21 protein-coding genes are annotated in these 24,865 nt (G+C 72.1%); 7 read left to right on the forward strand and 14 right to left on the reverse strand.

Annotation, left to right across the window (positions count from 1 at the left end):
* Positions 1–118: 118 nt before the first annotated feature.
* The 6 genes from ACLII4_RS10530 to ACLII4_RS10555 form a co-directional block, all read right to left on the reverse strand.
* Positions 119–3,841 carry a T9SS type A sorting domain-containing protein gene (locus ACLII4_RS10530; protein ID WP_412067354.1) on the reverse strand — a complete coding sequence of 1,241 codons (3,723 nt, stop codon included), beginning with the start codon at positions 3,839–3,841 and terminating at the stop codon, positions 119–121.
* Positions 3,842–4,080: 239 nt separating this feature from the next.
* The gene (locus ACLII4_RS10535) at positions 4,081–5,526 is read right to left on the reverse strand and encodes a cryptochrome/photolyase family protein (protein WP_412067355.1); all 1,446 of its coding nucleotides are present in this window, start codon (positions 5,524–5,526) and stop codon (positions 4,081–4,083) included.
* An 87-nt stretch (positions 5,527–5,613) separates the two neighbouring features.
* Positions 5,614–6,183 carry a GNAT family N-acetyltransferase gene (locus ACLII4_RS10540; protein WP_412067356.1) on the reverse strand — a complete coding sequence of 190 codons (570 nt, stop codon included), beginning with the start codon at positions 6,181–6,183 and terminating at the stop codon, positions 5,614–5,616.
* Between the two features lie 147 nt (positions 6,184–6,330).
* Positions 6,331–6,981 carry a PAQR family membrane homeostasis protein TrhA gene (gene trhA, locus ACLII4_RS10545; RefSeq protein ID WP_412067357.1) on the reverse strand — a complete coding sequence of 217 codons (651 nt, stop codon included), beginning with the start codon at positions 6,979–6,981 and terminating at the stop codon, positions 6,331–6,333.
* Between the two features lie 90 nt (positions 6,982–7,071).
* Positions 7,072–7,641 (reverse strand): cob(I)yrinic acid a,c-diamide adenosyltransferase, encoded by a 570-nt coding sequence (locus ACLII4_RS10550; RefSeq protein WP_412067358.1) that lies wholly within the window; start codon positions 7,639–7,641, stop codon positions 7,072–7,074.
* Between the two features lie 42 nt (positions 7,642–7,683).
* Positions 7,684–8,505 (reverse strand): ABC transporter ATP-binding protein, encoded by an 822-nt coding sequence (locus tag ACLII4_RS10555; RefSeq protein ID WP_412067359.1) that lies wholly within the window; start codon positions 8,503–8,505, stop codon positions 7,684–7,686.
* A gap of 9 nt (positions 8,506–8,514) precedes the next feature.
* On the opposite strand from ACLII4_RS10555, the gene ACLII4_RS10560 reads away from it, so the two are divergent.
* A complete protein-coding gene (locus ACLII4_RS10560; protein WP_412067360.1) occupies positions 8,515–9,027 on the forward strand; it encodes a hypothetical protein in 513 nt (170 codons plus the stop codon).
* A 250-nt stretch (positions 9,028–9,277) separates the two neighbouring features.
* Here the strand turns inward: ACLII4_RS10560 and ACLII4_RS10565 are convergent, their stop codons facing one another.
* From ACLII4_RS10565 to ACLII4_RS10580, 4 genes are all read right to left on the reverse strand, one after another.
* On the reverse strand, positions 9,278–12,751 hold the full coding sequence (locus ACLII4_RS10565) for a DUF4175 family protein (protein WP_412067361.1): 3,474 nt from the start codon (positions 12,749–12,751) through the stop codon (positions 9,278–9,280).
* A 158-nt stretch (positions 12,752–12,909) separates the two neighbouring features.
* On the reverse strand, positions 12,910–13,200 hold the full coding sequence (locus ACLII4_RS10570; protein WP_412067362.1) for a putative quinol monooxygenase: 291 nt from the start codon (positions 13,198–13,200) through the stop codon (positions 12,910–12,912).
* 61 nt (positions 13,201–13,261) lie between these two features.
* Positions 13,262–14,452, reverse strand: a complete 1,191-nt coding sequence (glp, locus tag ACLII4_RS10575; protein WP_412067363.1) for a gephyrin-like molybdotransferase Glp — start codon at positions 14,450–14,452, stop codon at positions 13,262–13,264.
* Between the two features lie 5 nt (positions 14,453–14,457).
* Positions 14,458–14,796, reverse strand: a complete 339-nt coding sequence (locus ACLII4_RS10580; RefSeq protein WP_412067364.1) for an SCP2 sterol-binding domain-containing protein — start codon at positions 14,794–14,796, stop codon at positions 14,458–14,460.
* 129 nt (positions 14,797–14,925) lie between these two features.
* Here ACLII4_RS10580 and ACLII4_RS10585 point away from each other — a divergent pair, with 129 nt between their 5' ends.
* Positions 14,926–15,390, forward strand: coding sequence for a hypothetical protein (locus tag ACLII4_RS10585; protein WP_412067365.1), 465 nt, complete (start codon positions 14,926–14,928; stop codon positions 15,388–15,390).
* A gap of 127 nt (positions 15,391–15,517) precedes the next feature.
* Positions 15,518–16,327: a hypothetical protein gene (locus ACLII4_RS10590; RefSeq protein ID WP_412067366.1), complete on the forward strand. Its 810-nt coding sequence runs from the start codon at positions 15,518–15,520 to the stop codon at positions 16,325–16,327.
* A gap of 83 nt (positions 16,328–16,410) precedes the next feature.
* Here ACLII4_RS10590 and ACLII4_RS10595 read toward each other — a convergent pair whose 3' ends face one another.
* Genes ACLII4_RS10595 through ACLII4_RS10605 form a run of 3 tightly spaced genes read right to left on the reverse strand, consistent with a single transcriptional unit; the run spans position 16,411 to position 18,685 of the window.
* Positions 16,411–16,992, reverse strand: coding sequence for a molybdenum cofactor biosynthesis protein B (locus tag ACLII4_RS10595; protein ID WP_412067367.1), 582 nt, complete (start codon positions 16,990–16,992; stop codon positions 16,411–16,413).
* 28 nt (positions 16,993–17,020) lie between these two features.
* The gene (yidD, locus tag ACLII4_RS10600) at positions 17,021–17,368 is read right to left on the reverse strand and encodes a membrane protein insertion efficiency factor YidD (protein WP_412067368.1); all 348 of its coding nucleotides are present in this window, start codon (positions 17,366–17,368) and stop codon (positions 17,021–17,023) included.
* Between the two features lie 3 nt (positions 17,369–17,371).
* Positions 17,372–18,685 (reverse strand): Glu/Leu/Phe/Val family dehydrogenase, encoded by a 1,314-nt coding sequence (locus ACLII4_RS10605; protein ID WP_412067369.1) that lies wholly within the window; start codon positions 18,683–18,685, stop codon positions 17,372–17,374.
* 205 nt (positions 18,686–18,890) lie between these two features.
* Here ACLII4_RS10605 and ACLII4_RS10610 point away from each other — a divergent pair, with 205 nt between their 5' ends.
* Complete coding sequence (locus ACLII4_RS10610) at positions 18,891–19,655, forward strand: TrmH family RNA methyltransferase (protein WP_412067370.1); 765 nt, start codon at positions 18,891–18,893, stop codon at positions 19,653–19,655.
* Positions 19,656–19,729: 74 nt separating this feature from the next.
* Positions 19,730–21,739: a hypothetical protein gene (locus ACLII4_RS10615; RefSeq protein WP_412067371.1), complete on the forward strand. Its 2,010-nt coding sequence runs from the start codon at positions 19,730–19,732 to the stop codon at positions 21,737–21,739.
* 36 nt (positions 21,740–21,775) lie between these two features.
* On the opposite strand, the gene ACLII4_RS10620 is transcribed toward ACLII4_RS10615, so the two are convergent.
* On the reverse strand, positions 21,776–22,252 hold the full coding sequence (locus ACLII4_RS10620; RefSeq protein ID WP_412067372.1) for a DUF4864 domain-containing protein: 477 nt from the start codon (positions 22,250–22,252) through the stop codon (positions 21,776–21,778).
* A 100-nt stretch (positions 22,253–22,352) separates the two neighbouring features.
* Here ACLII4_RS10620 and ACLII4_RS10625 point away from each other — a divergent pair, with 100 nt between their 5' ends.
* Both ACLII4_RS10625 and alr read left to right on the forward strand, forming a co-directional pair.
* Positions 22,353–23,573 (forward strand): alanine dehydrogenase, encoded by a 1,221-nt coding sequence (locus tag ACLII4_RS10625; protein WP_412067373.1) that lies wholly within the window; start codon positions 22,353–22,355, stop codon positions 23,571–23,573.
* A gap of 107 nt (positions 23,574–23,680) precedes the next feature.
* Positions 23,681–24,778 carry an alanine racemase gene (alr, locus tag ACLII4_RS10630; RefSeq protein ID WP_412067374.1) on the forward strand — a complete coding sequence of 366 codons (1,098 nt, stop codon included), beginning with the start codon at positions 23,681–23,683 and terminating at the stop codon, positions 24,776–24,778.
* Positions 24,779–24,865: the final 87 nt, after the last annotated feature.

Below are 24,865 nucleotides of genomic sequence, written 5' to 3' on the forward strand. Positions count from 1 at the left end.
CTGAACCCCGGGCTCGTTTGTTCGCCACGCCGCTACGCGTCGGCCTGGCAGGTCACGAACACGGACGCGCCCCGCTGGCAGGAACACCAGCGGGGCGCGTCAACCGATGCGGCTTCGCTTAGCGCACGACCGTAACGGGCCGGGTCTCGACAAAGCCGTCGCCCGTAGCCCGGACGACGTACATGCCGGGCGCTAGGTCGCCAATCCCGAGGCGGAGGTCGCCGGCCGTCGGCCCGTCGTGGAGGACCGCGACTTCGCGGCCAAGCGCGTCGTAGACCGCCACGCGAGCCGTGCCTGCCTGCGAGGTCAGCGTCACCGTCGCTCGGCCGGCGGAGGGGTTCGGGAAGACGGCCAGAGACAGGCGTTCGAGACCTTCACCCTCCGTCGCGACGCCGGCGCCGAGCGAGAGGCGGACGGAGAAACGGCCCGGGGTAGCGACCGTGTCGGCCGCCGTCGCCCTGAACCGGAACGCCGTGCCGTCCTCGACGGCCACGCTGCGCGTGCCCTCGAAGACCTCGACAAGGACGGGGCGCCCGTCGATCTCGCTCGGCAGCGAGGCCAGCGTGATCTGGTAGAACCCCTCCTCAGGGAGGGCCACCGCGAGCGGGATCGTGATCGGGTCGCCTTGGGCCAGGTCGCCCACCGAGAGCGCGGCCCAGAACGCGGACGGGTCGACCAAGCCGACGGCCGACAGGGTGCCACCGAGCGGGCTCGTGACGTCGGCGCCGTCGAACGGGTCGAGGCCCGTGTCGCCGATCCCGACGCGAAGCGCAAGGAGGTCCCCGGGCGTCTCCGTAGCAGGGGCCCCATTGGACGGCTGCGGGCGGAGCTCGAGGACGACTGCCGTCTCGCCGTCCGTCGGCACGAAGGCCGCGCCCTCGATGAGCGTCCCCGTGGACGCGTCTCCGGGGGTGAGCGTCACGGAGACGGCCTCCTCGCCGGCGGGCGTCACCTGGACGATGACGGCAGAGTAGGCGCTGAGCGCGAAGTCTTCGATGTCACCGTCGAGACCCGCGAGGGAGACCGGGCGGAACGCGCCGAGGGCCGCGTCGAACACCAGCACCACGTCGGCGAGCGTGCCGCCCTCGACCGCGAGGTCGGCCAGCGACACGGCGGCGCCGGTCGGGTTGCCGACCGAGAACAGGACGCGGCCCCCGTCGGCGACGGCCGTGCCGTCGAACGAGAGCGCGCCGGTCGAGGCCGAGCCGGTAAGCTCGAACGCGCCGCCGCTCTCGATCAGCACCGATTGGCCCGCCGACAGGACCGCGTCGTCCGCTGCGGGCACGAAGCCTGTCCCCTCAAGGACGAAGACAGTCTCGACGGCGGCGGCGGCGGCAAGGTCGGCCGCCGTGGCCCCGCTGACCGGGACCGACAGCAAGCGGACCTCTCCGTCGCTGGCGGGGACCGCCACCGTGACCGCGTCGCCGTCGTTGTCGACGACGACGAGGACCGTCTGGTCGATGCCGCCCACTTCCAGCGCAAAGCCGCCGCTGTCATCGGGGTCCTCGATGGAGAGCCCGAACACGAAGGTCTCCCGGTCTTCGGGCCGGGCGTCGTCGGTGATTGGAATCGTGACGACGTACTGGCCGTTCTCGTCCGCCCCGTCGTTTTCGCCGCCGATCGTGACCGTCGCAGACGTGAACCCCCCGAGATCGTCGGGGTCGCCGGAGACGAGCGAGACGGTGACCTCGGTGGGCTCGTCGGGATCGCCCCCAATCTGGATGACGAGATCGACCGAGCCGGCGTCCTCGAGGACGGCCTGTTGCACAGCGGCGAACTGCACCGTGTTGTCCCGGCCGCCGACGTCCGTCACGGTCACGGTCACGTCGTTCGGATCTTCCATGTCGTACCCCGCGTCGCGCGAGGTCGCCCGGCCCACCGCCACGGTCACCACCTGGTCGCCATCGGTCAAGTCGTCGTTGACGCCAGTCACGGTCACCGTCTGTGTCAGGGTGGAAGTCCCTGCCGCGAAGGTCAGCGAGCTCGTGGACACAGTCGCTTCTGCCGGGTTGCCCGACGAGATCGGAATGGTCACGTCGCCGCCGGGCGCGCGCGAGAGGGTCACGTCGAACGTGGCCGTCTCGGCCGACTCCGCGATGGTGAGGGCGAGCGGCGAGACGGTGATGACGCCCTCGCCGGTCAGGATCTCGAAGGCGTCCGGCAGGAAGTCCAGCGGGTTCCGGTCGGCGTCGTCCACTCCGGAGACCCGTTGCGGCAGCACGTAGTAGCCGACGTCGTTGAAGGCCGCGAGCAACTCGTCCCGCGAGCCGGAGGTGGGGGCTTCCGTGGCCCCATCGGCATCGTAGTAGAACCCGCGGAGGTTGCCCGGCTGGAACACGACCGACGCGTCGAGGACGCTCGGGGGCACCGACCCGCTGTCGGGAAGCTCGGTGTAGTAGAGGAAGTCGCCCGGCGATGGCGAGGTGGGGCTCCCCTGGTACGCGAAGAAGGCGTCGCCCACGAACTCGGAGAGGATGAACCCACCCTCGACAATCGCGACGGTCCCCTGAGACCCGTCGGCGAGCAGGCCGGTGTTCAGGTTGACGGTCACGACCGTTCCGGCCGCAAGCGCATTCAGCGTGACGGTGACGATCCCGTCGAAGCCGCCCTCCGCAATCGTGCCGTTCGCGCTGACGGTGTAGTCCGAGAAGTTGATCTGGGTGTTTGTCTCGACGTCGGTCAGCAGGACGAAGGAGAACTCTTCTCCGTCATTCCCACCGATCGACGAGGAGCCACCGTTCACGGGCGCCACCGCCACGATCGCGAGGTCACCTGGGACGAGTTCGGTTCCGAGGTCGACGTCGACGTCGGTGACGGTCAGAAAGATGTCGGCGGGGTCGGTCCCCGCGAAGGCGGCATCCCCGGTCGCCGCGCCCGTCGTGATGGTGACTGTCTGGTCGCCGTCGACGAGTCCATCCACGACGCCGTCCACGTCGAACGTCTGGCTCGTCGTGGAGGCCGCGACCACGACGGAGGCGGGGACGCTGGCTTCGGTGGCGTCGCCCGACGAGAGCGAGACGGTCACGTCGGTCGCCGGGGCTTCCGAGAGCGTCACGGTGAACGTCCGCGACCCGTCCTCGGCAAGCACCAGCCGCGACCCGGTGCTGCTCGACGGCGTGATGGTGATGGTGGGGCCGCCGTCCGTGATGGTGAACGCCGCCGGCAGGTAGTTCCCAGGAGTGAAGTTGACGGTCGTGAGCTCGTAGTTGCTCACGTCGTTGAACGCGGCGATGAGCTCGGCGACGGTGCCGGAGACTCGTGCGCCCTTCCCCGTCGGAGCCGCACGGGTGTCGTAGACGAACCCATCGCCGCCGTCCAGGAACACGGCGTCGGCGCCGAGGCTGGCCGGCGCCTGGGAGTTCGAGTCGTCGAGCTCGACGTAGTAGAGGTACGTGCCGCCCGTGGCCGACGTGGCGCTCCCGCCTTGGTACGCGACGATGGAGTCTCCGAAGGTCGAGAGGAGGAATCCACTGTTCGTGATCGTGATGGACCCTTGGCTGGGGTCTGCGAGGGTCGCTCCAGACAGGTTCACGGTGACGACGGCCCCTGCGGACAGGGCGTTAAGCGTCACCTCCGCGATGCCGTCCCCAGTCCCATCCCCCCCATTGTCCTCGCTCGTGCCGCCGCCCGCCAGCAGGTCGATGTCCGAAAACCGGATGACCGTGCCACCCTGGACATCGGTGAGGAGGACGAACGAGAACTGTTCGTCGGCGGCGTCCGCCGCAACGATGGCGATGTCGCCCTGGGCGAGCGTCGTTTGAGCACTGGCGATGCCGCTGGCGGACAGGAGCGCTGCGACGGCGACGAGGGCGAGGAAGGGCGGGAGGCGGAGCAAGGGCATAGACAGCGGGTGTGAAGTCCTAACGCATAGATACGGGGACTGGACGCCCGTTCGACGGGACTTCCACGGTTCACGTGCCAAGACTCAGCTCAGGCCTGTGCTACCTTCATGTAGGACAAGCGGTTGGGTCAATAAAAAATATCCACGCGAGGCCGAGTGGCCCCTATGAAACGTCGCCGGCTGATCAGGTGCGAAACATGTCTGGGTGTGATTCGGCTTGCGCGCGCGCGAGTAGGTGCCTAGCGGTTCAGTCCCTCGATCGTGTCGAGCGCTCGTTGACGGGCATCGGCGTGGTCGACAATCGGGGCCGGGTACGTGTCGCCGAGCGTCACGCTCGCCTCGGCGAGCACGTCGGCGGGGGCGTCCCACGGCGCGTGGAGATACCGGTCCGGCAGGGCGGCCAGCTCGGGCACCCAGCGGCGGATGTAGGCGCCGTCGGCGTCGTGTTTCTGGCCCTGCGTGATCGGGTTGAAGATGCGGAAGAAGGGCTGGGCGTCCGCGCCCGACCCGGCGGCCCACTGCCAGCCCATGCTGTTGTTGGCGAGGTCGCCGCCACAGAGCGTGTCCCAGAAGTAGCGCGCGCCGTCCTGCCAGCGGATCAGCAGGTGCTTTGTCAGGAACGACGCTGTGACCATGCGCAAGCGGTTGTGCATCCAGCCCTGCGCCCACAGCTGGCGCATCCCGGCGTCGACGAACGGGTAGCCGGTGTGGCCGCGCGTCCACGCCCGGAACTCGTCGGGGGCGTCGCGCCAGGGGAAGCCGGCGTACTTCGCTTTGAGAGGCTCGGTCGGCGTTTCGGGGTAGTGGTGGAGAACGTGGTACGAGAACTCACGCCAGGCGATCTCGCTCAAGAACTTGTCGGCGTCCTCGCGCATGGCCCCGTTCTGCACCCAGGCTTGGACGCGGGCCCAGACCTCGCGGGGGCTGATCTCGCCCCAGTGGAGGTGCGGCGACAGCATCGACGTGTCACGTTGGGCGGGGATGTCGCGGCCCTCGGGGTAATCGATCAGCGACTCGTCGAGGAACGTGTCGAGTCGGGCCTGGGCGCCGGCCTCACCGGGCGTCCACTCGTCGGCCATCTCGCCCGCCCATTCGACGCCGTCCTGTGCCGTGTCGGTCAGTGCCAGCGCGTCGATCGCCAGCGACGCCGGCCACGCCTTGGGCGCGCGCGACGCGCCGAGGTCCGGCACCGCAAGCGGGTCGCCGACGGTGACCTCGTCCTTGAACCGGTTCCAGAACGGCGTGAATACGCGGTACGGGCCTCCGGAGCCGGTCTGGATCTGCTCCGGGTCGTGCAGGATGCGGCCCGAAAAGGTGCGGACCTCGATCCCGGCCTCCTCCAATCCCTTCCGGACCTGCTCGTCGCGTGTACGGAGGTGCGGCGCCAGTCGGGTCTGCCATACCACGCGGTCGGCGCCGGTGACGTTGCAGACCGCGGCCAACGCGTCGAGGGCCGCGCCCTGGCGCACGACCAAGCGGCTGGCCTTCTCGCGCAGGTCGGCGTCGAGGGCGCGGAGGGAGCCGTCGAGCCACCAGCGATGGGCGCCGCCGGGGGCCCAGGGGTCCTCCTCGTCAGGCGCCCACACGAAGACGGGGATCACGGCGCCGCGCTCGGCGGCGTGCGTCAGCGCGGCGTGGTCGGCGAGGCGGAGGGCGTTGCGGAGCCAGACGACGGTCGTGGGCATCGGACGGGTGGGGAGAGGGGAGAGGCACACGGCCCCGCCCGATCCTCGTTCCGAGATGCCGCTGTCCGTCCGGGACTCCCTGAGAGCCTACGCGTCGCCCTGCAGCGTTAGCGTCTCCTCGAGCGTTAGCACCTCGTGCGTCGGCTGGTAGCGCTCGCCGTAGAAGTCGATGTCGCGGTAGGTGTGGACCTCGTCGTAGACGGCCTGCACGAATCGGTAGGCGGCCTCGTCGTCCATCTGGCCCTCCGGGGACCACGCCAGGATCTCGAGCTCGTTGACCTCCTTGGTGGCCAGCGACCGGCGGCGGTAGCGCAGGCGCTCGACGTGCTGGAACCCCTCGCGGGCGTAGAACCGCTGGCGCTTGAGCGTATCGGTGTCGTCGTAGTCGGCGGGCTCGACTTCGAGCAGGATGGGCTTGCCCTTGGCCTTGAGCCGATCGAGGAGCTGCGTGCCGAGGCCCTGCCCGCGGGCCTCCTTGGCCACCAGCAGGTAATCGACGAAGACGCCGTCGCGGCCCTCGACGTAGAGGAGGACGTGGTTCGGGCCGTGGTCGACGTGGTACACGTCGCTCCGCTCGGCGAGCAGCGCCTCCACGTGGGAGCGCGACTTCATCTCTTCGACGGGGAAATACTGGTTGAGTTTGTCGTACCAGTGCATATTCGTGTTCGGGGGGGCACCCACAGCCTAGGGCCGGGCGGCGCCCGCTGTGTCTTCATCGCGCGCCTCTCCGGTGAACGCTCGGGGAAACCCCGGGGATCGAGGGCCGACCTTCATCAAGAGGTCCCTAACGAGTCGGAACCGCGCTTATGCGCTGGCGCGGAGAACCTCCAGCAGGACGGCCGCGAAGTGGCAGACGCTCCCCGCCAGCACGAATCCGTGCCACACGGCGTGGGCGTAGCGGCGGCGCGAAAGGTAGAAGACGGTCCCGGCGGTGTACGCGAGCCCGCCGGCCACCAGCCACGCGAGCGTGGTGCCGGGTAGGGCCTCGCGCATCGGGCCCGTCGCCACGACAATCAGCCAGCCCATGACGATGTAGACGAGCGTCGAGAGCTTGTTGAAACGGCCCGTGAAGTACAGCTTGAACACGATGCCCGCCGCCGCCAGCGCCCAGACGGTCGCGAAGAGTGTCCAGCCCCACGGCCCGCGTAGCCCGCCGAGCAGAAAGGGCGTGTAAGTGCCGGCGATGAGCCCGTAGATGGCGCAGTGATCGAACGTCCGGAGCTTGCGGCGGGCGTCGGCGAACGGGATGGCGTGGTACAGGGTCGACGCCGCGTAGAGCAGCACCATGGTGCCGGCGAAGACGGACGCCCCGACGAGGGTCCACACGTCGCCCGACTGAGCCGCCAGCGTGACGAGCACGGCCCCGGCGCCGATGCTGAGCAGCACGCCCAGCCCATGCGTGATGGCGCTGGCGAGTTCTTCGGCGAGATCGTAGACGGGGGTGTCGCTGGACATGGCAACGGGGAGGATGGGTAGAGTACCGTTGACGCGCCGCGGCGATCCCCTGAGATCCGGCCCGGCGTTTACCCGGGGTCGGCAAGTCCGCTACCGCTCTGCGACGGGCGCCCAAACGGGCTCGGCGACGCCCGCGTTCAGATTCACCCAGCGCGCGAGCGTGAACAGCAGGTCGGAGAGCCGGTTGAGGTAGTGGATGGCCTCCAGCGAGACCTCTTCGAGCGCGGCCGTCTCGACGACCAAGCGCTCGGCGCGGCGGGCGACGGTCCGGCCGAGATGGAGCGCGGCAGCCGTGGGCGTCCCACCAGGGAGCACGAAGTTTTTCAACGGCGGGAGGTCGGCGGTGAGCGAGTCGATCACGGCCTCGAGCCCGGTGACGTGCTCGGCCTCGATGCGGGGCACCGGGTACGTCACGTCGCCCGGCGAGGCGAGGTCGCCGCCGAGCACGAACAGCTCGTTCTGGAGCCGCGCCAGCAGGGCGTCGGTCCGGGTGTCGGCGTCAGAGCGGTCCGTAGGCAGCGCGGCTCGCGCCATGCCGAGCGCGGCGTTGGCCTCGTCGACGGTCCCGTAGGCCGAGATACGGGGGTGGCTCTTGGCGACGCGGCCGCCGCCAAAGAGGGCGGTCGTGCCGTCGTCGCCGGTGCGGGTGTAGACCTTCATGGATCGGAGTGGGGGATCGACCGCCCCAACGCGCCGCTCGCGTCAGGGCTCCGCCGGTCGGGCGACGGCGAGGTACCGGATGCGGACGCCCGCGCCGTCGGGGGCGACCTCGGCCTCGACGCCGAACGCGCGGCGCAGCAGATCGGGCGTGAGCACGTCGCGTGGCGGGCCGTCGGCGACCAGGCGGCCGTCGGCGAGTACGAGCAGGCGGTCGGCGAAGGCCGCGGCCCGTTCGAGGTCGTGGAGCGCAGCGACGATGGTGCGGCCGGTCGCGGCGAGGTCGGACAGCCGGCCGAGCAGGTCGAGCTGGTGGCGGACGTCGAGGTGGGCCGTCGGCTCGTCGAGCAGGAAGAGCGGGGCGTCTTGGGCGAGCGCTTGTGCCAGCGCGACGCGTTGCTGCTCGCCGCCGGAAAGCTGGGTGACGGGCCGGCCCGCGAGCGCTCCCAGGTCGACGGCCGCCAGCGCGGCCTCGACGGCGCGTCGGTCGGCGTCGCCCAGGCGCTCGGTCCAGCCCAGGTGCGGCGCCCGTCCCAGCCCGACGACCTCGGCGGCGGTGAAGTCGACCACGAGATCGGCCTGTTGTCGGACGAGGGCGACGGCGCGCGCGCGGTCGCGTGGGGGCCAGTCGCCGACGGGGCGCCCGGCGAGGGCGAGCGCTCCGGTGTGGGGGATCAGCCCGGCGGCGGCGCGCAAGAGCGTCGTCTTGCCGGCACCGTTGGGCCCGACGACGGCGACGCGCTCGCCGGCGCGGACGGTGAACGTCACGTCGCGGAGCACCTCCCGGCCGCCAAGGGAGACCCCGAGCGCGTCCGCCGCGAGCGCGGGCACGGCGGGCGGGGTCGCGGCGTTGGGGGCGTCTCTCATCTCGCGCCCATGCTACGCCCGCTCGCCCTCGCCCTTCTCGTGTTCGCCGTCGCCGGGTGCGATACGGGCGACGCCGAGGCGCAACGCCTGTTCGAAGACGAGGCTCTCCTCTCGCCCGTTGAGGGGATCACGCGGGTGGAGGCCGACGGGACGGTCGGCTCGCGCGACGCCAACGACTGGCGCATCGGCCCGGCCTTCCGCAACCGGGTCTCGCTGCTGGCGCTGCCGGCCCCGAACCCCTTGCGGCGCGGGCAGGCCCTCTCGTTCCCGGTAGACACCCAGGGCGTCCCGGGCGGGCTCCGGCTCTTGGTGCTGGAGCGCGATCCTCTAACCGGCAACCTGGACTTCGAGCCGCTCCGGGACTTTGGCGCAGATCAGCCTGGGGCGTCCCAGCCCGGATTCTACACCTTCTCGGTGAGCGCCAACCAGCCCGCGTTCGCGAGCACCGGCCTCTACCGGCTGCTCATGTTCGACGGCTCGAACCAGATCGTGACCTACGGCGACGTCGAGATCCGGCCGTAGCGCCGAGTCGGTCGCCAGCCGCTGGCCTCGTCAACGCTCTGGGCCGGGACTCGTGAACTCTACGTCACACAACCGTCATGCTGAGCGCACGCGAAGGATCTCAACGCGAGTCCCCACGGCTAGACATCCGGTCCGGAAGGCCTGGACCGCTGGGGTCGAGATCCTTCGCTGTCGCTCAGGATGACAAGGTGAATGGCCTCCGCCCGGCACGACGACGCTCCCTCGCACGACGGTCGAGAGGCGGGCTGACTCAGCGCTGCGTACGGGCCTGGAGGCGCTCGAAGTAGCGCTTGATCAAGTCCTGGTAGTCCGGTGCGTAGCCCGATTCGAGCGCGCGAATGAGGTCGGCGCGGACGCGATCGGGCGGGCGCGTGGTGCGCGGGGCCGTCGCGGGCGGCGGCGTGCGGCGCTGGCCAGTCTGGCCCTCCCGTTTCTCCTCGCGTCCCCGCTGGTTGACCGACCGCTCGGCGTCGAGCAGCTTTTCCAGAATGTTCTGCTGGCGCGGCGCCGTGCGCGGGTCGAGCCCGCCGCGGCGGAGCTGGGCGGCCGCCTCCTGCATCTGCTCCTCAACGCGCTGGAGGGCGCTCCGCGACTGCTCGTCGAGCCCGCCCGTGCCGCCGGCGCCGTCGAGCGTGCGCTGGAGCTGGCGCCGGATGGCCTCCTGCTGCTCGCCCATCTGTCGCTGGCGGGCTTGGCCATCGGGCGACAAGCGTTCCCCGGCCGACTCGTTGAGCATTTGCTGGATGCGCTGGTTGAGCTGCTGCTGTGCGCGGCCGAGCTGCTGCATCTGCTGTGAGGTGCCGCCCGCGCCGCCCGACCCCTGCCCGCTGCCCGAGCCCTGCCCGCTCTGCTGCGACTGGCTCTGGAGCTTGTCGAGCACGTCCGCCAGCAGGAGCGCCAGCTCGTTGAGGTGCGACATCGCCGCGCGCTGGTTGCCGGCCGCCTGGGCGGCCCGGCGCGCGACGAGCGTCTCGATGGCGAGGTCCATCTCGCGCCGCCCGTTCTGTGCGCGCGAGTCGATCTGGGGCCCCAGTTGGGGGACCGTCTGGGCCACGCGCCGCAGCGTGTCGACGACGGTCGCGAGCGCGTCGCGGAGCTGGCCCTGCTGGCGGGCGGCGGCGACGAGCGCCGGGCTCTCGCCGGGGAGCGCGGCCGTCCGGGTCGCGAGCGCTTCCTGATCGCGCGAGATGGTGAGGACGTCTTCGAGCGAGCGGCGCAGGGCGGCCTGGTCGATCTGGCGCTGCTGGCCCTGCATCTGCTGGCTCGACTCGCGCATCCGGCCCGCCATCTGGCGGAGTTGCTCGGCCATGTCCTGCTGGCCCTTCTGCGCGTCCTGCGTCTCCCCGTTTTCGAGCTGCTCGGCGTTCTCCTCCATCTGCTGCGGCAGCCCGCCGTCCTCGCCCATCTCCTGCTGCATCTCCTCCACGGCCTCCGTCGGCGCGTTGCGGATCTCCTCCATCTGCTCGCGAAGCGCGTCGATCTGCTCTTCCAGCGCCTTCATCTGCTCTGCTGCCTCGCGCTGCCGCTGGGCCAGCTCCTCAGCCGATTTCGACTCGCCCTCGGTGTTGGCCTCTGAGTCCTCGGCGTCGGCGCGCGCGCCCGCCTCCTCGCCCGCCTCGGGCGCGTCGTCGGACTCCTCCAGCTTGGCGGTCTCCTCGGCCAGCGCCTCCTCGGTCTCGGCGAGGTCCTCGGCGCGCTGGGCGATCTCCTCCATCTCGACGGCCGCCTCCAGCCGCTTCATCAGCTCCATCGTCCGCTCCAGGCGGCGCTCAAACTCCTCCGAGCTCATGGCGGCCTCCTCGGTCTGCTGGAGCATCTCGCGCAGGTCGAGCTCCTCCATCGCGTCCTGCAACCGCTGCAGCGCGTCGCGCAAGTCCGGGGAGTCGAGTTGTTCGAGCACGTCCTGCATCTCCTCGAACTGGCGGCGGAGGTCGTCGCCGAGTCCAGCGTCCTCGGCCTGCTCGCCGAGCTGGCGCATCTGCTCCTTGAGCGACTCCGACCGATCGCGCATGGCGTCCTGTCGGCGCAAGAGCTCCTCGACCTGCCGACGGTCTTCCCAGTCCGGCTCGACATTTTCGCGGAGCTGCCGGCGCAAGCGCTCGAACCGCTCGCGGGACTCCTCAGCCTCTTCGTCGAGGTCCTCCAACGTCTGGGCGGCCGAGTCGCGCCGCGCGTCGAGGTTGTCGAGGCGGTCGGTCAAGGAGGGGAAGCGGAGCGTGACGAGCGGCGTCCGGGCGCGAGCACGCGCGGGGCCGTTGTCGATGACCTCGCCGTAGAGCTCGACCACGTCGCCGGGGCGGGCGCCGGGCAGACGCCAGTCGAGATCCACGTCTTGGTCGAGGGGTCGGGTGCGGACGGGGAGCGTGACCGCTCGCGGTCGGGCGGCGACGCCGTCGCGAGTCAGGCGGTACACGAGCCGACCGCTGCGGAAACCGAAGTCGTCGGTAATGCGGAAACCGAGACGGCGGGCCCCTGCGCCGAGCGGGCCGTCGGTGCCTTCGACCATCACGATCTGCGGCGGGCCGTCGGACAACGCGCCCAACCGGTAGCGTGCCGGGTCCGTGTTTTCGAGCCCGCCCGCCGCGCGCAAGTGGACCGTGTACGTGCCCGCGCCGCGCAAGCGGAACTGGCCGAGCGCGGCCTCGCTGGCGACGCGCAGCGGCACGCGTTGGCTCCGGCCGTCCTCCCACTCGACGGCGAGCCACGCGGTCTCCGGAGCCGGCCCGCCGTGCTGGACCTGCACGCGGACCGTCGTCCCCGCCAGCCCCGTCGCGTCGCCGACGCCCTCGGGCAGCGTCTGCGAGCGGCGTCCGCTGTAGCCGGGCGGGACGAGCGTCACGCGAACGCCCCGCACCAGCGGGCGGTCGACGGCGGTGACGGTGTACCACGGTGTCCGCACGCCGTCGGCCTCGAACCGGTAGCGCAGGTCGGCGCGGACGGCGTCGACGGAGTGCGCAAACGCGCCGGCCTCGGCCTGGACGCGGACCGTCTCGGTCGCCCGCTCGTCGACGCGGCCGATCTCGACGGTCGCCGCCAGCGGGAGGCTCGTACCCACGGCTCGCGCGCTCAGTTGGACGCTCGCGCCACGCGTGACCTCGATGTCGCCGGGCGTCACGTCGATGCGGAAGGGGGCGGGCGGGGCGAAGTACTCGCCGGGCGCCAGCAGCCGGCCAGCGGCGGCGGTCATCGTGCTCGGCCAAACGGCGAACAGCAGCGCGAGCGTCGCGAGCGGAAGGGTCGCCCACCGCGCGGCGTCGCGGGCGGGTCCGAAGGCGTGGACCTTTTCGAACGGCACCGCCGCCACCTCGCGCCCCAGCGACTCGACGGCGGCCGCCCGCAGCGGCCCGTCGCCCGCGGCGTCGCGCCCGTCGGCCAGGTCGAGGAACGTCGCCAGCCGGTCGTCGACGCCCACAAAGTCCCGGCCGGTCCGGCGCACGACGGCCCGCTCGTCGAGTCCGGGGAGCACGCCCCAGCCGCGGAGCAGCGGCACCACCACCCCGGCGACGACCAGCGCCGCCAGCGTGGCAGCGATGATCCAAAAAACGGCCGTTCGGAGCCCGACGCCCATCCACACGGCGCCCTCGACGGCGAGCGCCACGGCGACGGCGGCGCCGACCACGCCCAGCGTGACCGCGAGCCCCCGGGCGACTGCCGCGCCCGTCAGCCGCCGACGCGCCGCGCACAAGCGCTGGCGGATGGAAGCGATCAGCTCGGGGACGGTCATGTCGGGAAGCTAGATGGAGTCCGCTGGCGAACGGCGGGGGCGGGACCGAATTGCACGGCACGAGCGCCGGCCTCGCGACCCCTCGTCGGGGGGCGGCGGCGCACAGGCCGGGGACTCGATGCGTCGCCGGGGGCGGCGCATGGCGCTGCCGCCCCCATTCAGAACTCCACGATGTGCTGACTCCGTGCTTGCGCCGAGGTCGCGAACAGGGGGCTCGTCTTGGCCCACGTCGTCATGAAGAGGTCCGAGCGACGGTAGGCATTGAGGGCCTCCTCGTCGTCCCAGGTGCTGAAGGTGGTCAGCACGTTCGGGTACCGGGCGTCCTGCCACAGTTCGAGGTGGCGGCACCCGGGCGCCGCCGCGATCCGAGGTCGCGCCTCGTGGAACAGCGCCAGAAAGGTGTCGAGGTGGGCCGGGACGAACGTCATTCGGACGGTGCGCAAAAGCATGGGGCGAGGGTCTAATCCGTTATTGCAAATGAGATGTGTCGCTGGCAGGCCAGCCGTCGTGTCACCACGACCACCGCTCGAAGCGTACGGCCTCGCCAACCGGCGCGCCGTCCCAGTCGGCGGGGAGATGAGCCAGCCCATCGGACGCCGCCAGCGACTGCGCCACGTGCGACTCCTGCGCGCCGGCTGGGGAGAGGGCGAGCCGCCCGTCGGCGTCGCGGGTCGCTCGGGCGCGGGCGAAGGTGTAGAGCCCCGCGGCCTTGGGAAAGGGCGCCGCCAGCACGGCCGGCTCGGCGTGGTCCCGAGCGGCTCGCCCGAGCATCGCCGCCAGCAGCGGACGCCCGTAGACCTCGAAGCACACGGCGGCGCTGACCGGGTTGCCGGGCAGCCCCAGCACGGGCCGCCCGCCGAGCACGCCGACCGCCAGCGGCTTGCCCGGGCGCTGACGGACGCCCCAGAGGTGCCATTCGCCCCCGGTCGCCTCCACAGCGTCGCGGACCAGGTCGCGGTCGCCCATCGACACCCCGCCCGCGAAGACAAGCACGTCGGCCGCTTCGCAGCGGTGGACCGCGTCGGAGAGCGCGGCCAGCGTGTCGCCGGTGCAGAGCGGCCCGAGGACCTGACCGCCAGCCGCGACCACCTGCGCGGCGAGTCCGGGGCCGTTCGCGTCCCAGATCTGGCCCGGGCCGAGCGGCGTCCCGGCCGGCACCACCTCGTCGCCCGTCGCCAGAACGGCGACGCGGGGCTGGCGCGAGACGGTCACGCGGGCGGCGCCCGCGCCCGCCAGCAGGCCGACCGCGCCCGGCGTGACGACGGCGCCCACCGGGAGCACGACGGCTCCGGTCGGGAGCGCGCTGCCCTCGACACGGATGAACTGAGCTGCTTGCGGCGCGGCGTCGAGCTGCACCGCGCCGCCCTCGCGGGTCGTGCGCTCGACGGGCACGACGGCGTCGGCGCCACCGGGGATCGGGGCGCCGGTGGTGATCCACATCGCCGTGCCGGGCGCGAGTGAGGTCGGCGCGGCGCCAGCGTGTGCGACTCCAGAGATGGGGCGAGCGCCCGTGCCGTCGGCGACGCGCACGGCGTAGCCGTCCATCGCGCTGGCGGCGAAGGGAGGCAGCGGCCCGCCGGCCACGTCGGCCGCCAGCGTCCGGCCGACGGCGTCAGCCAGCGGCACCCGCTCGGTGCCGATGCGGCGGGCCAGGCCGATCACGGTGCGGCGGGCTTCCTCGACAGTGACGAGCGGCCCCACCGGGGCTAGCCGCCGAAGCCGAAGAGGCCCATGAACTTGGTCGCGAAGGGGACGGATCCCTTCATCTTGGCCTTGCCCGTCATCATCGCCATCATCGGGTTGAGCTCGCCGTTCTCGATGGCGAGCCAGTCCTCGGTCTTCGCCGTCAGCGTCAGCGTGGGGTCTTCAGGCACCGTTCCCTCCGACACGTCGAGCGTGCCGTCTTTGACCACGATGACCACGTCGCGCGAGTTGTCTCCGGTGAGGTTCATGTGGACGGTGTCGTCCATGCCCTTGGCCTTGTCGGCATTGAAGCGGGCGGGGTACGAGGCGATGACGTCGTCGATGGTGGCGTAGCGGGGCATGGTCTGGAGAGGGGAAGAGGGGAGGGCCGAAGGTAGATCCGTCAGGGGCCGCCCGGGGCTCAGGCCGGGCCGGAACCGGGTCCCCGGGGGCGCGTGGCTCCGGGCCTGACGCCGTCCCCGCCCTGCGACGTGCCCCGTCCCGTCCCCCCCGACCCGTCCGTCTCGCTCGCGACTCCCCGCGGGCTCGTCACCATCACGTCGGCGCCCGCCCGGACGCGCCGCCAGCGGGCACGCGCGGAGGCCCACCGAGCCTTCCTCGCAGACCACTGGCCCGAACTCTCCGCGGCAGCGTTCGAGGGCTACTCGCGCCACGGCGCCGGGGCGGTCGCGCTCGTCCGCGCTGGGGCGCCGCGCTGGTTTCGTCCGCCCCCCTTCGAGCCGGAGCGCCTGTTGTACACGACGCAGATCCACAGCCTGCCCGGCACGACGCAGGCCGACTTCGACGGCTGGGAGGCGCGCCAGCTGGAGACGTACGACCCTCGCGCCTCGGCGCTCGTGGTGTTTATTGAAGGAAAGGCGCTGACGGGGTACCGGGTCGCCGGGCAGCCCTCGCCACCGGTGGCGCTGCGAGAGGCGCGGGCGCCGGAGAACTGACGGCACGGCTGGTCTTCGTTTGCGGCCAAGCCGACGGCGTGGACTCGGTGGCCAGGTGGTCGCGGCCATCAGCGGAACGGCGGCGTGAGGGGACCGGTAGCACGAGCCCTTTCTCCAACACCCTCTCATGGCTCGTTTCCTCTGCGCCGTCCACGCCCCCAACGCCACGCCCCGCGCGTATGCCCTTGTCGAGGTACTGAGCGGCCCCACGTATGCCGTCCGCGACCTCCGCCGGGTCTCCGGCGATGATCCCATCCAGTCTGTTCTGCGCGCGCTCAACTCCGAGAAGCAGTACGCCGGCCAGACGACCGTCGTCACGACGGGGGGACAGAAGGCGGCCGACGCGATCCACGCGGTCGGCCCGAGCACGGTCGCCGTCCACGTCGGCTCTGGCAACAACGACGCCCACGACGTCTCCGCGCAGGTGCTCGTCGACACCTTCGAAGGGCTCTACCGCGCCGGTGCCGTCGAGGCCCCCGGGTCGCTCGACGCCGCCAGCGAGGCCATCGAGGCGATGTACGCCGCCGCCGACCTCGAGGCCGCCGCCCCGGACTCCGACCGCAACGGCGACGGCGATATCGACGAGAGCGAGGATGGCGCCTCCACCACGCTCGCCGGCACGTCGGTCGCCGGCTCTGGCCCGTCGCGTGCCGTCATCGAGCAGTCCGGCAACGCCGCCAACGTGTCCACCAAGGTGGTGACGTCGAACGGCAGTCCCGACGAGGCCACGGCCTTGCGCGTGGCGGCGCTCGAGAACCAGGGCCGGATCGCGGCCGCCACCGGCGCCAGCGTCGACCTCGGGGACCACGAGGACGTGGCGCTCGCGCTCGCGCTCGCGTGCTGGTACGGCGAGGCCTCCCGCGACGGCCTCCCACAGACCGACCAGGCCGACCGGGCCCTGGCGAACCGGGTCAACCGCCGCAACCGGAAGAACTAACCGTCGCAGCGGACACGGTGAGCGGCCGCTCTCGTCTGGGAGTGGCCGCTCGTCCGTTCGGGGCGGGCGCGAAACGCCCGCCGTCACACCCGAGCGGCGGCGGGGTCGAGCGGAAACTGCGGCGCCCGGGAGGGGGGCTCGGCAGGTCGGCGGACGATCTCCCAGACCAGATGGTGCAGCTCTGGCAACAGCAGACGGTCAAGCGCCAGCCGCACCGCGTCGACGGAGCCGGGGCAGCAGAACAAGAGCGTCTCCGGCGGCCCGTCCTCGTGTCCGTAGACGCCGGCGGTCGCCCGGGACAGCATCGCGGCGGCGCCAACCTCTTGGAACGACAGCATCCGGAACAGCTCGCCAAAGCCGGGGAGCGGCTTTTGGATGAGCCGCTCGGCGACCTCCACGGTCCGGTCGCGACGGCCGATGCCGGTGCCGCCCGTCGTCACGACCACCTCGACCCGACCGGCGAGATGGAGGAGCACGGCGCGAATGGCCTCGGGGTCGTCGGGGACGATGCGGTAGAACTCCAGGGTGTGGCCCGCCTCACGGAGCCCGTCCGACAAGGTCTTCCCGCTGGCGTCCGTCTCCTCAGTCCGGGTGTCGGAGATGGACACGACGGCGCAACGGACCGGCGTGTCGCGAGAGAGGCGGCGGTGGGCGTCGGCGGACATGGGCTCGTGCGGAGGTCCGCTCAGACCCTCAGGCCGCCCCTTCCGTTCCGGGCTCGGGCTCCCCAAACCACCGAGGCGGGTCGTGTCCGTGGCCGCCCCACGGGTTGCAGCGGAGGATGCGCCAGATCGCCAGCACCGAGCCCTTCAGCGCCCCGTACCGCTGAAGGGAGAGCACGGCGTACTGCGAGCAGGTCGGCGTGTACCGGCAGGTCGCCGGGAGCCACGGCGAGACCGCACCCTGATACAGCCGGACCACGCCGACGAGGGCGAGGCGGGGCAGGCGCCAGAGGCCGGACGCCAGACGACGGACGACGGACGACGGAGGGGGGCGCCGCTCGCGCAGGCCGTGGTCCGTGGTCCGTGGTCCGTCGTCCATCGGTTACGCGTAGATGCCCCGCATCTTGAGCGCCCCGGCCACCTTCTCGATGGCGATCACGTAGGCGCCGATGCGCATCGACGTGTCGTACTTCTCGGCGGCGTCGTAGACGCGGTCGAAGGCCGCGCGCATCATGCGGTCGAGGCGGCGGTTGACGCGGTCCTTGCTCCAGAAGTAGCCCTGGCGATCCTGGACCCACTCGAAGTAGGAGACGGTGACGCCGCCCGCGTTGGCCAAGATGTCCGGGATGACGAGGACGCCGTTCTCGTTCAGGATGGTGTCGGCGCCCGACGTCGTCGGCCCGTTCGCGCCTTCGGCCACGATCTTCGCCTTGACGTCGTGCGCGTTCTTGGCCGTGATTTGGTTCTCCTTGGCACATGGCGCCAGCACGTCCACGTCGAGCGCCAGTAGCTCGGCGTTCGAGATCTCCTCGGCGCCGGGGAAGCCCTTCAGCGACCGGCCGTTCTCGTCGGCGTACGCGATGGCGGCGTCGATGTCGATGCCGTCGGCGTTGTAGTAGCCGCTGTGGACGTCGGAGACGGCGACGATTTTGCAGCCCTGCTCGCGCAAGAGCTGGGCGGCGACGGAGCCGACGTTGCCGAAGCCCTGGACGGCGACCGTGCACTGGGCCGGCTTGAGGCCGAGCCGGTTCATCGCCCCGATCGTCGTCGTCATGACGCCCCGGCCGGTCGCCTCGCGGCGGCCTTCGGAGCCGCCGATCAGGAGGGGCTTGCCCGTCACGACGGCCGTCTCGGTGCGCTTGGCGTGCATCGAGTACGTGTCCAAGAGCCAGGCCATGACCTGCTCGTTCGTGTTCATGTCCGGCGCCGGGATGTCTTTGTCCGGGCCGAACACGTCGATCAGGTTCGCCGTGTAGCGGCGCGTCAGGCGCTCGACCTCGCCGGCCGACATCGTGCTGGGGTCGCAGGCGACGCCGCCCTTGGCCCCGCCGAACGGGACGCCGACGACGGCGCACTTCCAGGTCATCCACGCCGCGAGCGCCTTGACCTCGTCGACGTGCACGTCGGGCGCGAAGCGGATGCCGCCCTTCGAGGGCCCGAGCACCTCGGAGTGGATCACACGGTAGCCCTCGAAGACCTTCAGCGTGCCGTCGTCCATGACGACCGGGATGCTGGTGATGTGGATGCGCGAGGGCGAGCGCAGGACCTCGTAGAGGCCGGGATCGAGCTTCAGGAGCTCGGCCGCCACGTCGAACCGCTCCATCATGGACGTGAACGGGTTGTCCTTGTCGTGGGGGGGCGTGGGCTCCTGGTAAACGGCAGGACTGTGGGCGTCTCGCTTGAACGGGGTGGCCATGGCGGCCCGGCGAACCGGGGGGATGTCGGGGGGGAGGCGCGAAGGTAGGCGCGCCGAGTGCGGGAACCGTCGTCGAAAGCGCTTCCGACGACCGCTTGGCGGTCAAGCTAGGCCGTCGTTCGTGAAGCGCCGCCGAAGCTCTGCCCCAGACGCGAGAACCCGGCCCCGCCCGCCCGAGTCTCCGCCCTCCACCCGCCCGCCCGCCGTGACCCGCCAGCAGCTCAAGGACGCCGCCGCCCTCGCCCGCTCCAAGGGGCGCCGCGCCCAGGGCCGGTTTCTGGTCGAGGGCGTCCGCTCGGTCGAGGCCGCCGTCGCCGCGGGCGCACCCCTCGTCGCCGTGCTCGCGACCGAGGCCGCGCTGGCGAGCGACCGCGTGGCCGCGCTGGCGGACCGCGTGGTGGTGACGCCGGTCCCGACTCGCGACTTGGAGCGCGTCGGCGACGCGCGGTCGTCGCAGGGCGTGCTGGCGATCGCCGAGTCGGTGACGACGGACGCGGTGCCCGAGACGCCGGGCCCCGTCCTGCTGCTCGACGGCGTGCAGGACCCGGGGAACGTCGGCGCCCTCGTCCGCACCGCCGCCTGGTTCGGCGTCGGCACCGTCGTCGCGGACACCGACTCCGCCGATTTCGAGAGCCCGAAGGCCGTCCGGGCCTCGATGGGCGGGATTTGGGACGTGTCGCTCGTTCGCGTCCCGTTGCTGGCGCCGGTCCTCGACGCCTTGATAAACGCAGGGGCCGACTGCTGGGGCGCCGACCTCGGCGGAACGCCCGTCGGGGCGTGGGCGCCAGGGGCGTCCTCGGCACTGGTGATGGGCAGCGAGGCGCACGGACTGTCGGAGGAGGTTGCCGCCCGTGTGCGGTCGTCGGGAGGCTTGGTCCACATTGGACGGCCGGGCGCTGGGGCAGGCGTGGAGTCGCTGAACGTGGCCGTGGCAGGAGGCGTCCTGCTCGCGCGCTGGCTCGGGCGCTGAGACGGCCGGGGCCACTGGGTGGATCGGCTCCTCGTCTCGGACGTACCAAACGGGGCTCGAAAGTCCTGATTCCGATGCGCCAGTTTTCGATACTCTTCGCGCTTGCAGTCACCGCTGCCCCGGCGTTTGCCCAGGCGGCCCCGGACCGCCCCATCGGCACCGCCCAGGCCCTGCTGGCGTCTGGCGACACGGCGGCGGCGTACCGCATTGTCCAGTCCGCCGTCCGCCAGACGCCGCGCGACCCGGACCTCCGGCGCCTCCAGGTCCGGCTCCGGCTGGCGGGGCAGGGGACGCGCGGGATGCCCTTCGGGATGACGTCGGCCCACGTCGCCGACGCGGCCCGCGTCCTGCTCCGCGAGGTGCCCGTGGACACGCTGGCGCTGGCGGTGCTGATGGACGACGCCGTGCTGACGGCGGTCCGCTGGCACGACCGGATCCGGCGGGGCACCGTCGACACCGAGGTGGGCGCGTTTATGGACCGAGAGGAGGTCCGCTCCCGGATGCGCGCCAGCGCCTTCGACCTCGACGCCCAGGCCGCGATCGCCCCGCTGCTCGACCAGTCGGTCTACGCACGCCGCGCGCACGAGCAGGCCGTCCGCCACATCGCGACGTGGCTCGCCGCCGACCCCGCGGCCCCACGCCCGCACCGGGCTGCGGTGACGCTCGCGGCCGTCACGCGGCAGTGGGAGGCGGCGCTCGCGCTCGCGTCTCGGTACCGCGCCGCAAGCGGTGTCCCCGAGGCCGACCTCCTCGCGGGGCTCGCCCTCTTCCGCCTCGGCCGGTTCGAGGAGGCCTCGGTGGCCGTCGATGCCGGGCTCGCGCAACTGTCGCCCGGCGCGCGCGCCCGTTATGAGTCCATCCGCCGCCTGCTCCCGGTGGACCGCCGCGCCGCCCACGACGCCGACCCGGCCGCGGCGACGGCCGCCTTTTGGGAGACCGCCGACCCCCGCCTGCTGACGACGTTCAACGAGCGGCGCGTCGAGCACATCGCCCGGGTCGTCGAGGCGGATCTGCTGCTGGGCGCGGGCCCGTCGGGCTCACTCCGGCCCGGCGAGGCCCGAGGTGCCGACACCGCCGACGGCCAGATCTGGGTCCGCTACGGCAGGCCGCCCGTCAGCCGCTCGTACCGCGTCGACGGTCCGAACGCGCGCGCCGTCCGCGTGTGGGACTACCCCGACTTCCGGTTCGTCTTCGAGGACCTCGACTTTAGCGGCGAGTTCCGGACGTACAGCCCGCCCGCGGGCGCGTTCGGCGGCCCCGGGTCTCGCGCCGCGAACGACGACTACGTGCTCCAGGAACGCGAGATGGCGCGGTCCGACCCGCAGCGGTCTCAGGTCGCGTTCGCTCGGCCGCTCGACGTGTCGGCACTCGTATCCCGCTTCCGGGCTCCTGGGGGCGGCGTCGAGGCCGTCGTCGCGTGGGCCGTGCCCCACGTCGGTCGCGTCCGCTCCGGCGCGTTCGCCGTCGCAAGCGGAGCCGTTGTTGACCGGGCGGTGACCGAGGGGGGCGGCCGAGGGCCCGTCACGCGCGTCGGCGGCGGCCCGGTCCGCATCCAGGCCGCGACGCTCCGGCTGCCGGGCTCGGGCGCCGTCCGGGTCGAGGTCGACGCCGGGGTCGCGGGCGGGGACGCTACGATCGAGGTGACCCCGCTGGCGACGGGCTTCGGCGTGAGCGACCTGTTGCTGGCGCGGTCCATCGACGAGGACGGGCGGGGCCCCGTCGTCAGGGACGGGCTCGGGGTCGTGCCAGCGGCGCGGGCCGTCTTCGCGGTCGGCGACCCGGTGTACGTCGTCGTCGAGGCGTACGGACTGGCACTGGCCGAGGGGCGGACCCGGTACTCGGTCGAGGCGATGCTGCGGCCCGCCGACCGACGCGGCGGCGTGCTCGGCCGTGTGCTGGGGCGCGGCCGAGGGCGGGGCGTCGCGGTCCGCACTGAGGGCGAGGGCGACCGGCCCGACGAGACGGCCGCGTTTTTCGTCGACATCCGAGACCAGCGCCCCGGCGCGTACACCTTGTCGGTGACGGTGCGCGACGACGCGAGCGGGGCGTCGGCGACGGCCGAGCGGGCGATCGTCGTGGAGTAGGGGAGGGGACCGAGCCGCGGCCTTCCGGACTCCCCGCTAGCTCCGCGTCTGCCCGTTCCTCACCGGCTCGCGGCGCTCGACGCCGTCCGTCATCCAGCACCCGTCGCAGTCCCCGCCCCGCTGGCGGGTGAGCGAGAACACATAGACTGCGCGGCGTCCGTCGGCGTGCCCGAGCGAGACCCGGAGCGCGGCGCGGTCGCCCTCGACCACGATCCGGCCGTACTCGGCGGTCGTCGCGTCGATCATGTCGCTGTAGACGGGGCCCTTCACCATCTGCGTGAACCGCTCCAGCGGGCCCGTGGCGGCGCGGTTGCCGGGCGAGGCAAAGCGGAAGGCCGTCGCGATCCCGGCGTCCGGCGTCGGCGTGTCATTCGCGCCCAGCGCCTCGACCTGAACGCGGACCACCTCCTCGGCGGTGAGGTCGGGCGACGGCTGCGGGTCGTCGGAGCCGACCGCCAGAAGGACGAGCGCAGCGCTGCCAAGAAGGGCGAAGACGGCAGTGAGTCCGTGCATGGGGCGGTCGGTGAGGGGGTGGGGGACCGCCGGGGCGGCCGGGAAGGTCCTGGGCGGAGGCTGTTTCAGGCAGCACCCGAGCCGGGCGGTAGCTTGCGGCATGGAGATCCCCGCCATCCAGGGCCTTAAGGTCGAGTCCGCCCTCCTGCCCCTCGAAAAGCCCGCCGCGATCGGCGAGCGCGGCCAGCGCATCTGCGTGGGCGTGCCCAGCGAGGCCGACAACGACGAGCGCCGCGTGTCGCTAGCGCCGTACGCCGCTGCCCTCCTCGTGGCCCAAGGCCACGAGGTGGTCATCGAGGCCGGCGCGGGCGCCGACGCCCAGTTCCTCGACTCGCAGTACGCCGACGCCGGCTGCCGCGTGGTCGACACACCGGCCGAGGTCTACAGCAACTGCGATCTCATCGCCAAGGTCTTCCCGCCGCGCGCTGACGAGCTCGACTTGATGCGCGAGCGCCAGGTGTTGATCTCAGCCTTGCACCTGGGCGGCTTGCAGTCGGAGACGCTACGCCGGCTGATGGAGCTGCGCGTCACGGGCATCGGCTTCGAGTTCATCTCCGACGCCGACGGCACCCTCCCCATCGTCCGGATGATGCACGAGATCTCGGGCTCGATGGCGGTCCAGACCGCCGCCCGGCTGCTCGAGTCGTCCGAGGGCGGGCGCGGGGTGATGCTGGGCGGGATCTCGGGCGTCCCCCCGTCGACCGTCGTCATCCTGGGCGCCGGCGTCATCGGCGAGTGGGCGGCCCGGACGGCCATCGGCTTCGGCGCGCACACGATCGTGCTGGACACCGACCTCCCCGCGCTCCGGGCCATCGAGCACGTCCTAGACCGCCGCGTCACGACGGCGATGGCCAACCCGACGTACGTGGAGAGCGCGGTCAAAAACGCGGACGTCGTGATCGGCGCGGCGATGGCGATCGGCCAGCGCTCGCCGGTCGTCGTGACCGAGGAGATGGTGGCCTCCATGCGGCCCGGCTCCGTCGTCGTGGACCTGGTGATCGACCAGGGCGGCTGCATCGAGACCTCGCGGCCGACGACGCCCGACGCGCCCACGTTCACCGCCCACGGCGTCGTCCACCACTGCCTGCCGAACCTGCCCAGCGCCGTCGCCCGGACGGGCTCGTACGCGCTCTCGAACGCGCTCACGCCGTACCTCCTCGAGATCGGCGAGGCGGGCAGCATCAACGACGCGCTGTGGTCGAACGTCTCGCTCCGGACCGGCGCCTACGTCTACCGCCGGCACCTCACCAAAAAGAGCCTGGCGTCCATGTTCGGGATGCCGCACCGGGACATCGAGCTGCTGATCGCCAGTGGGATTTAGGGGGGGGCGGGGCTGGGGGAGAGGAGGCTCGCGAGATGTTCCTCGGATCGGCTGGCGTTGGGCGCCGGCACTCAGGACCTTCCAGCCCTGCAACTCGCCATTCCCCTGTGATCCCCGTCGCACTCCGGGCCGAGGTCGACCTCGGCGCCATCCGCCACAACGTCCGCACACTCGGTGTCGCCGGGGCGATGGCCGTCGTCAAGGCGGACGCGTACGGGCACGGCGCGGTGCCCGTCGCGCGAGCGCTGGTCGGCGAGGGCGTCGAGTGGCTGGCCGTCGCGACGGTCCCTGAGGCGGAGCAACTGCGCGAGGCGGGCATCCGCGAGCGGATTCTGGTGCTGGCGGCGCCGCTCCCCGAGTTCCTTCCCGCCTACGAGCGGCTGGCGCTGGACGCCGTCGTGTCGTCGCCGGAGGTGGCCGCCGCCGTGATGGCGCGGGCGGCGCCCGTCCCGGTGCACGTCAAGGTCGACACCGGGATGCACCGGATGGGGCTGGCGCCCGAGACCGCTGCCGACACCGTCCGCCAGCTCCTGGCCGCGGGCGTCGAGGTGGCCGCGCTGTGGACGCACTTTTCGATGGCCGACGCCCCGGACCCCACGGCCACCTTTTTCCAGATCCGCCGGTTCGACGGCGTCCTGCGCCAGCTCGGCGACGACGCCCCGTCCCTCGTGCACCTCGCGAATGGCCCGGCCCACGTCCGGCTCCCGCCCGTCGCCTCCCGCCCCGCGTTGCACCGGCTCGGCGGCGTGCTCTACGGCTTGCGGACCGGCGTTCTACCCGAGACAGACACCACCGACCTGCGCCCGGCGATGCGGCTCGTCGCGCGTGTCGTCCACCTCCAGACGGTCTCCGCTGGCGAGTCGGTGAGCTATGGCGAGACGTGGACCGCCGAGCGCCCGACGCGTGTGGCGACGCTGGGGGTCGGCTACGCCGACGGCCTGCCGCGCGCGCTGTCCAACCGGGGGCACGTCGGGATTGGCGGGGCGCCGGCGCCCATCGTCGGCCGCATCTGCATGGACATGACGATGGTCGATGTCGACGGGCTGGACGTGGCCGTTGGCGACGCGGCGGTGGTGTTCGGGCCCGGCGGGCCGACCGCGGAAGCGGCGGCGGCGGCGGCGGGCACCATCGTCTATGAGTTGACGGCGGGGCTGACGGCCCGCGTGGCCCGCGTCTACCCTGGTAAAGACGCATTCGAGGGCTGAGGCACCCCGCCAGCGGTCATCTTCACAAACGCAGAACCCCGCGTCCGCGGCCGGGTATATCGAGAGCGGCCCGCGAGATAGCGGCCG

Source organism: Rubrivirga aquatilis, from assembly GCF_046845665.1.
GTDB lineage: Bacteria > Bacteroidota > Rhodothermia > Rhodothermales > Rubricoccaceae > Rubrivirga.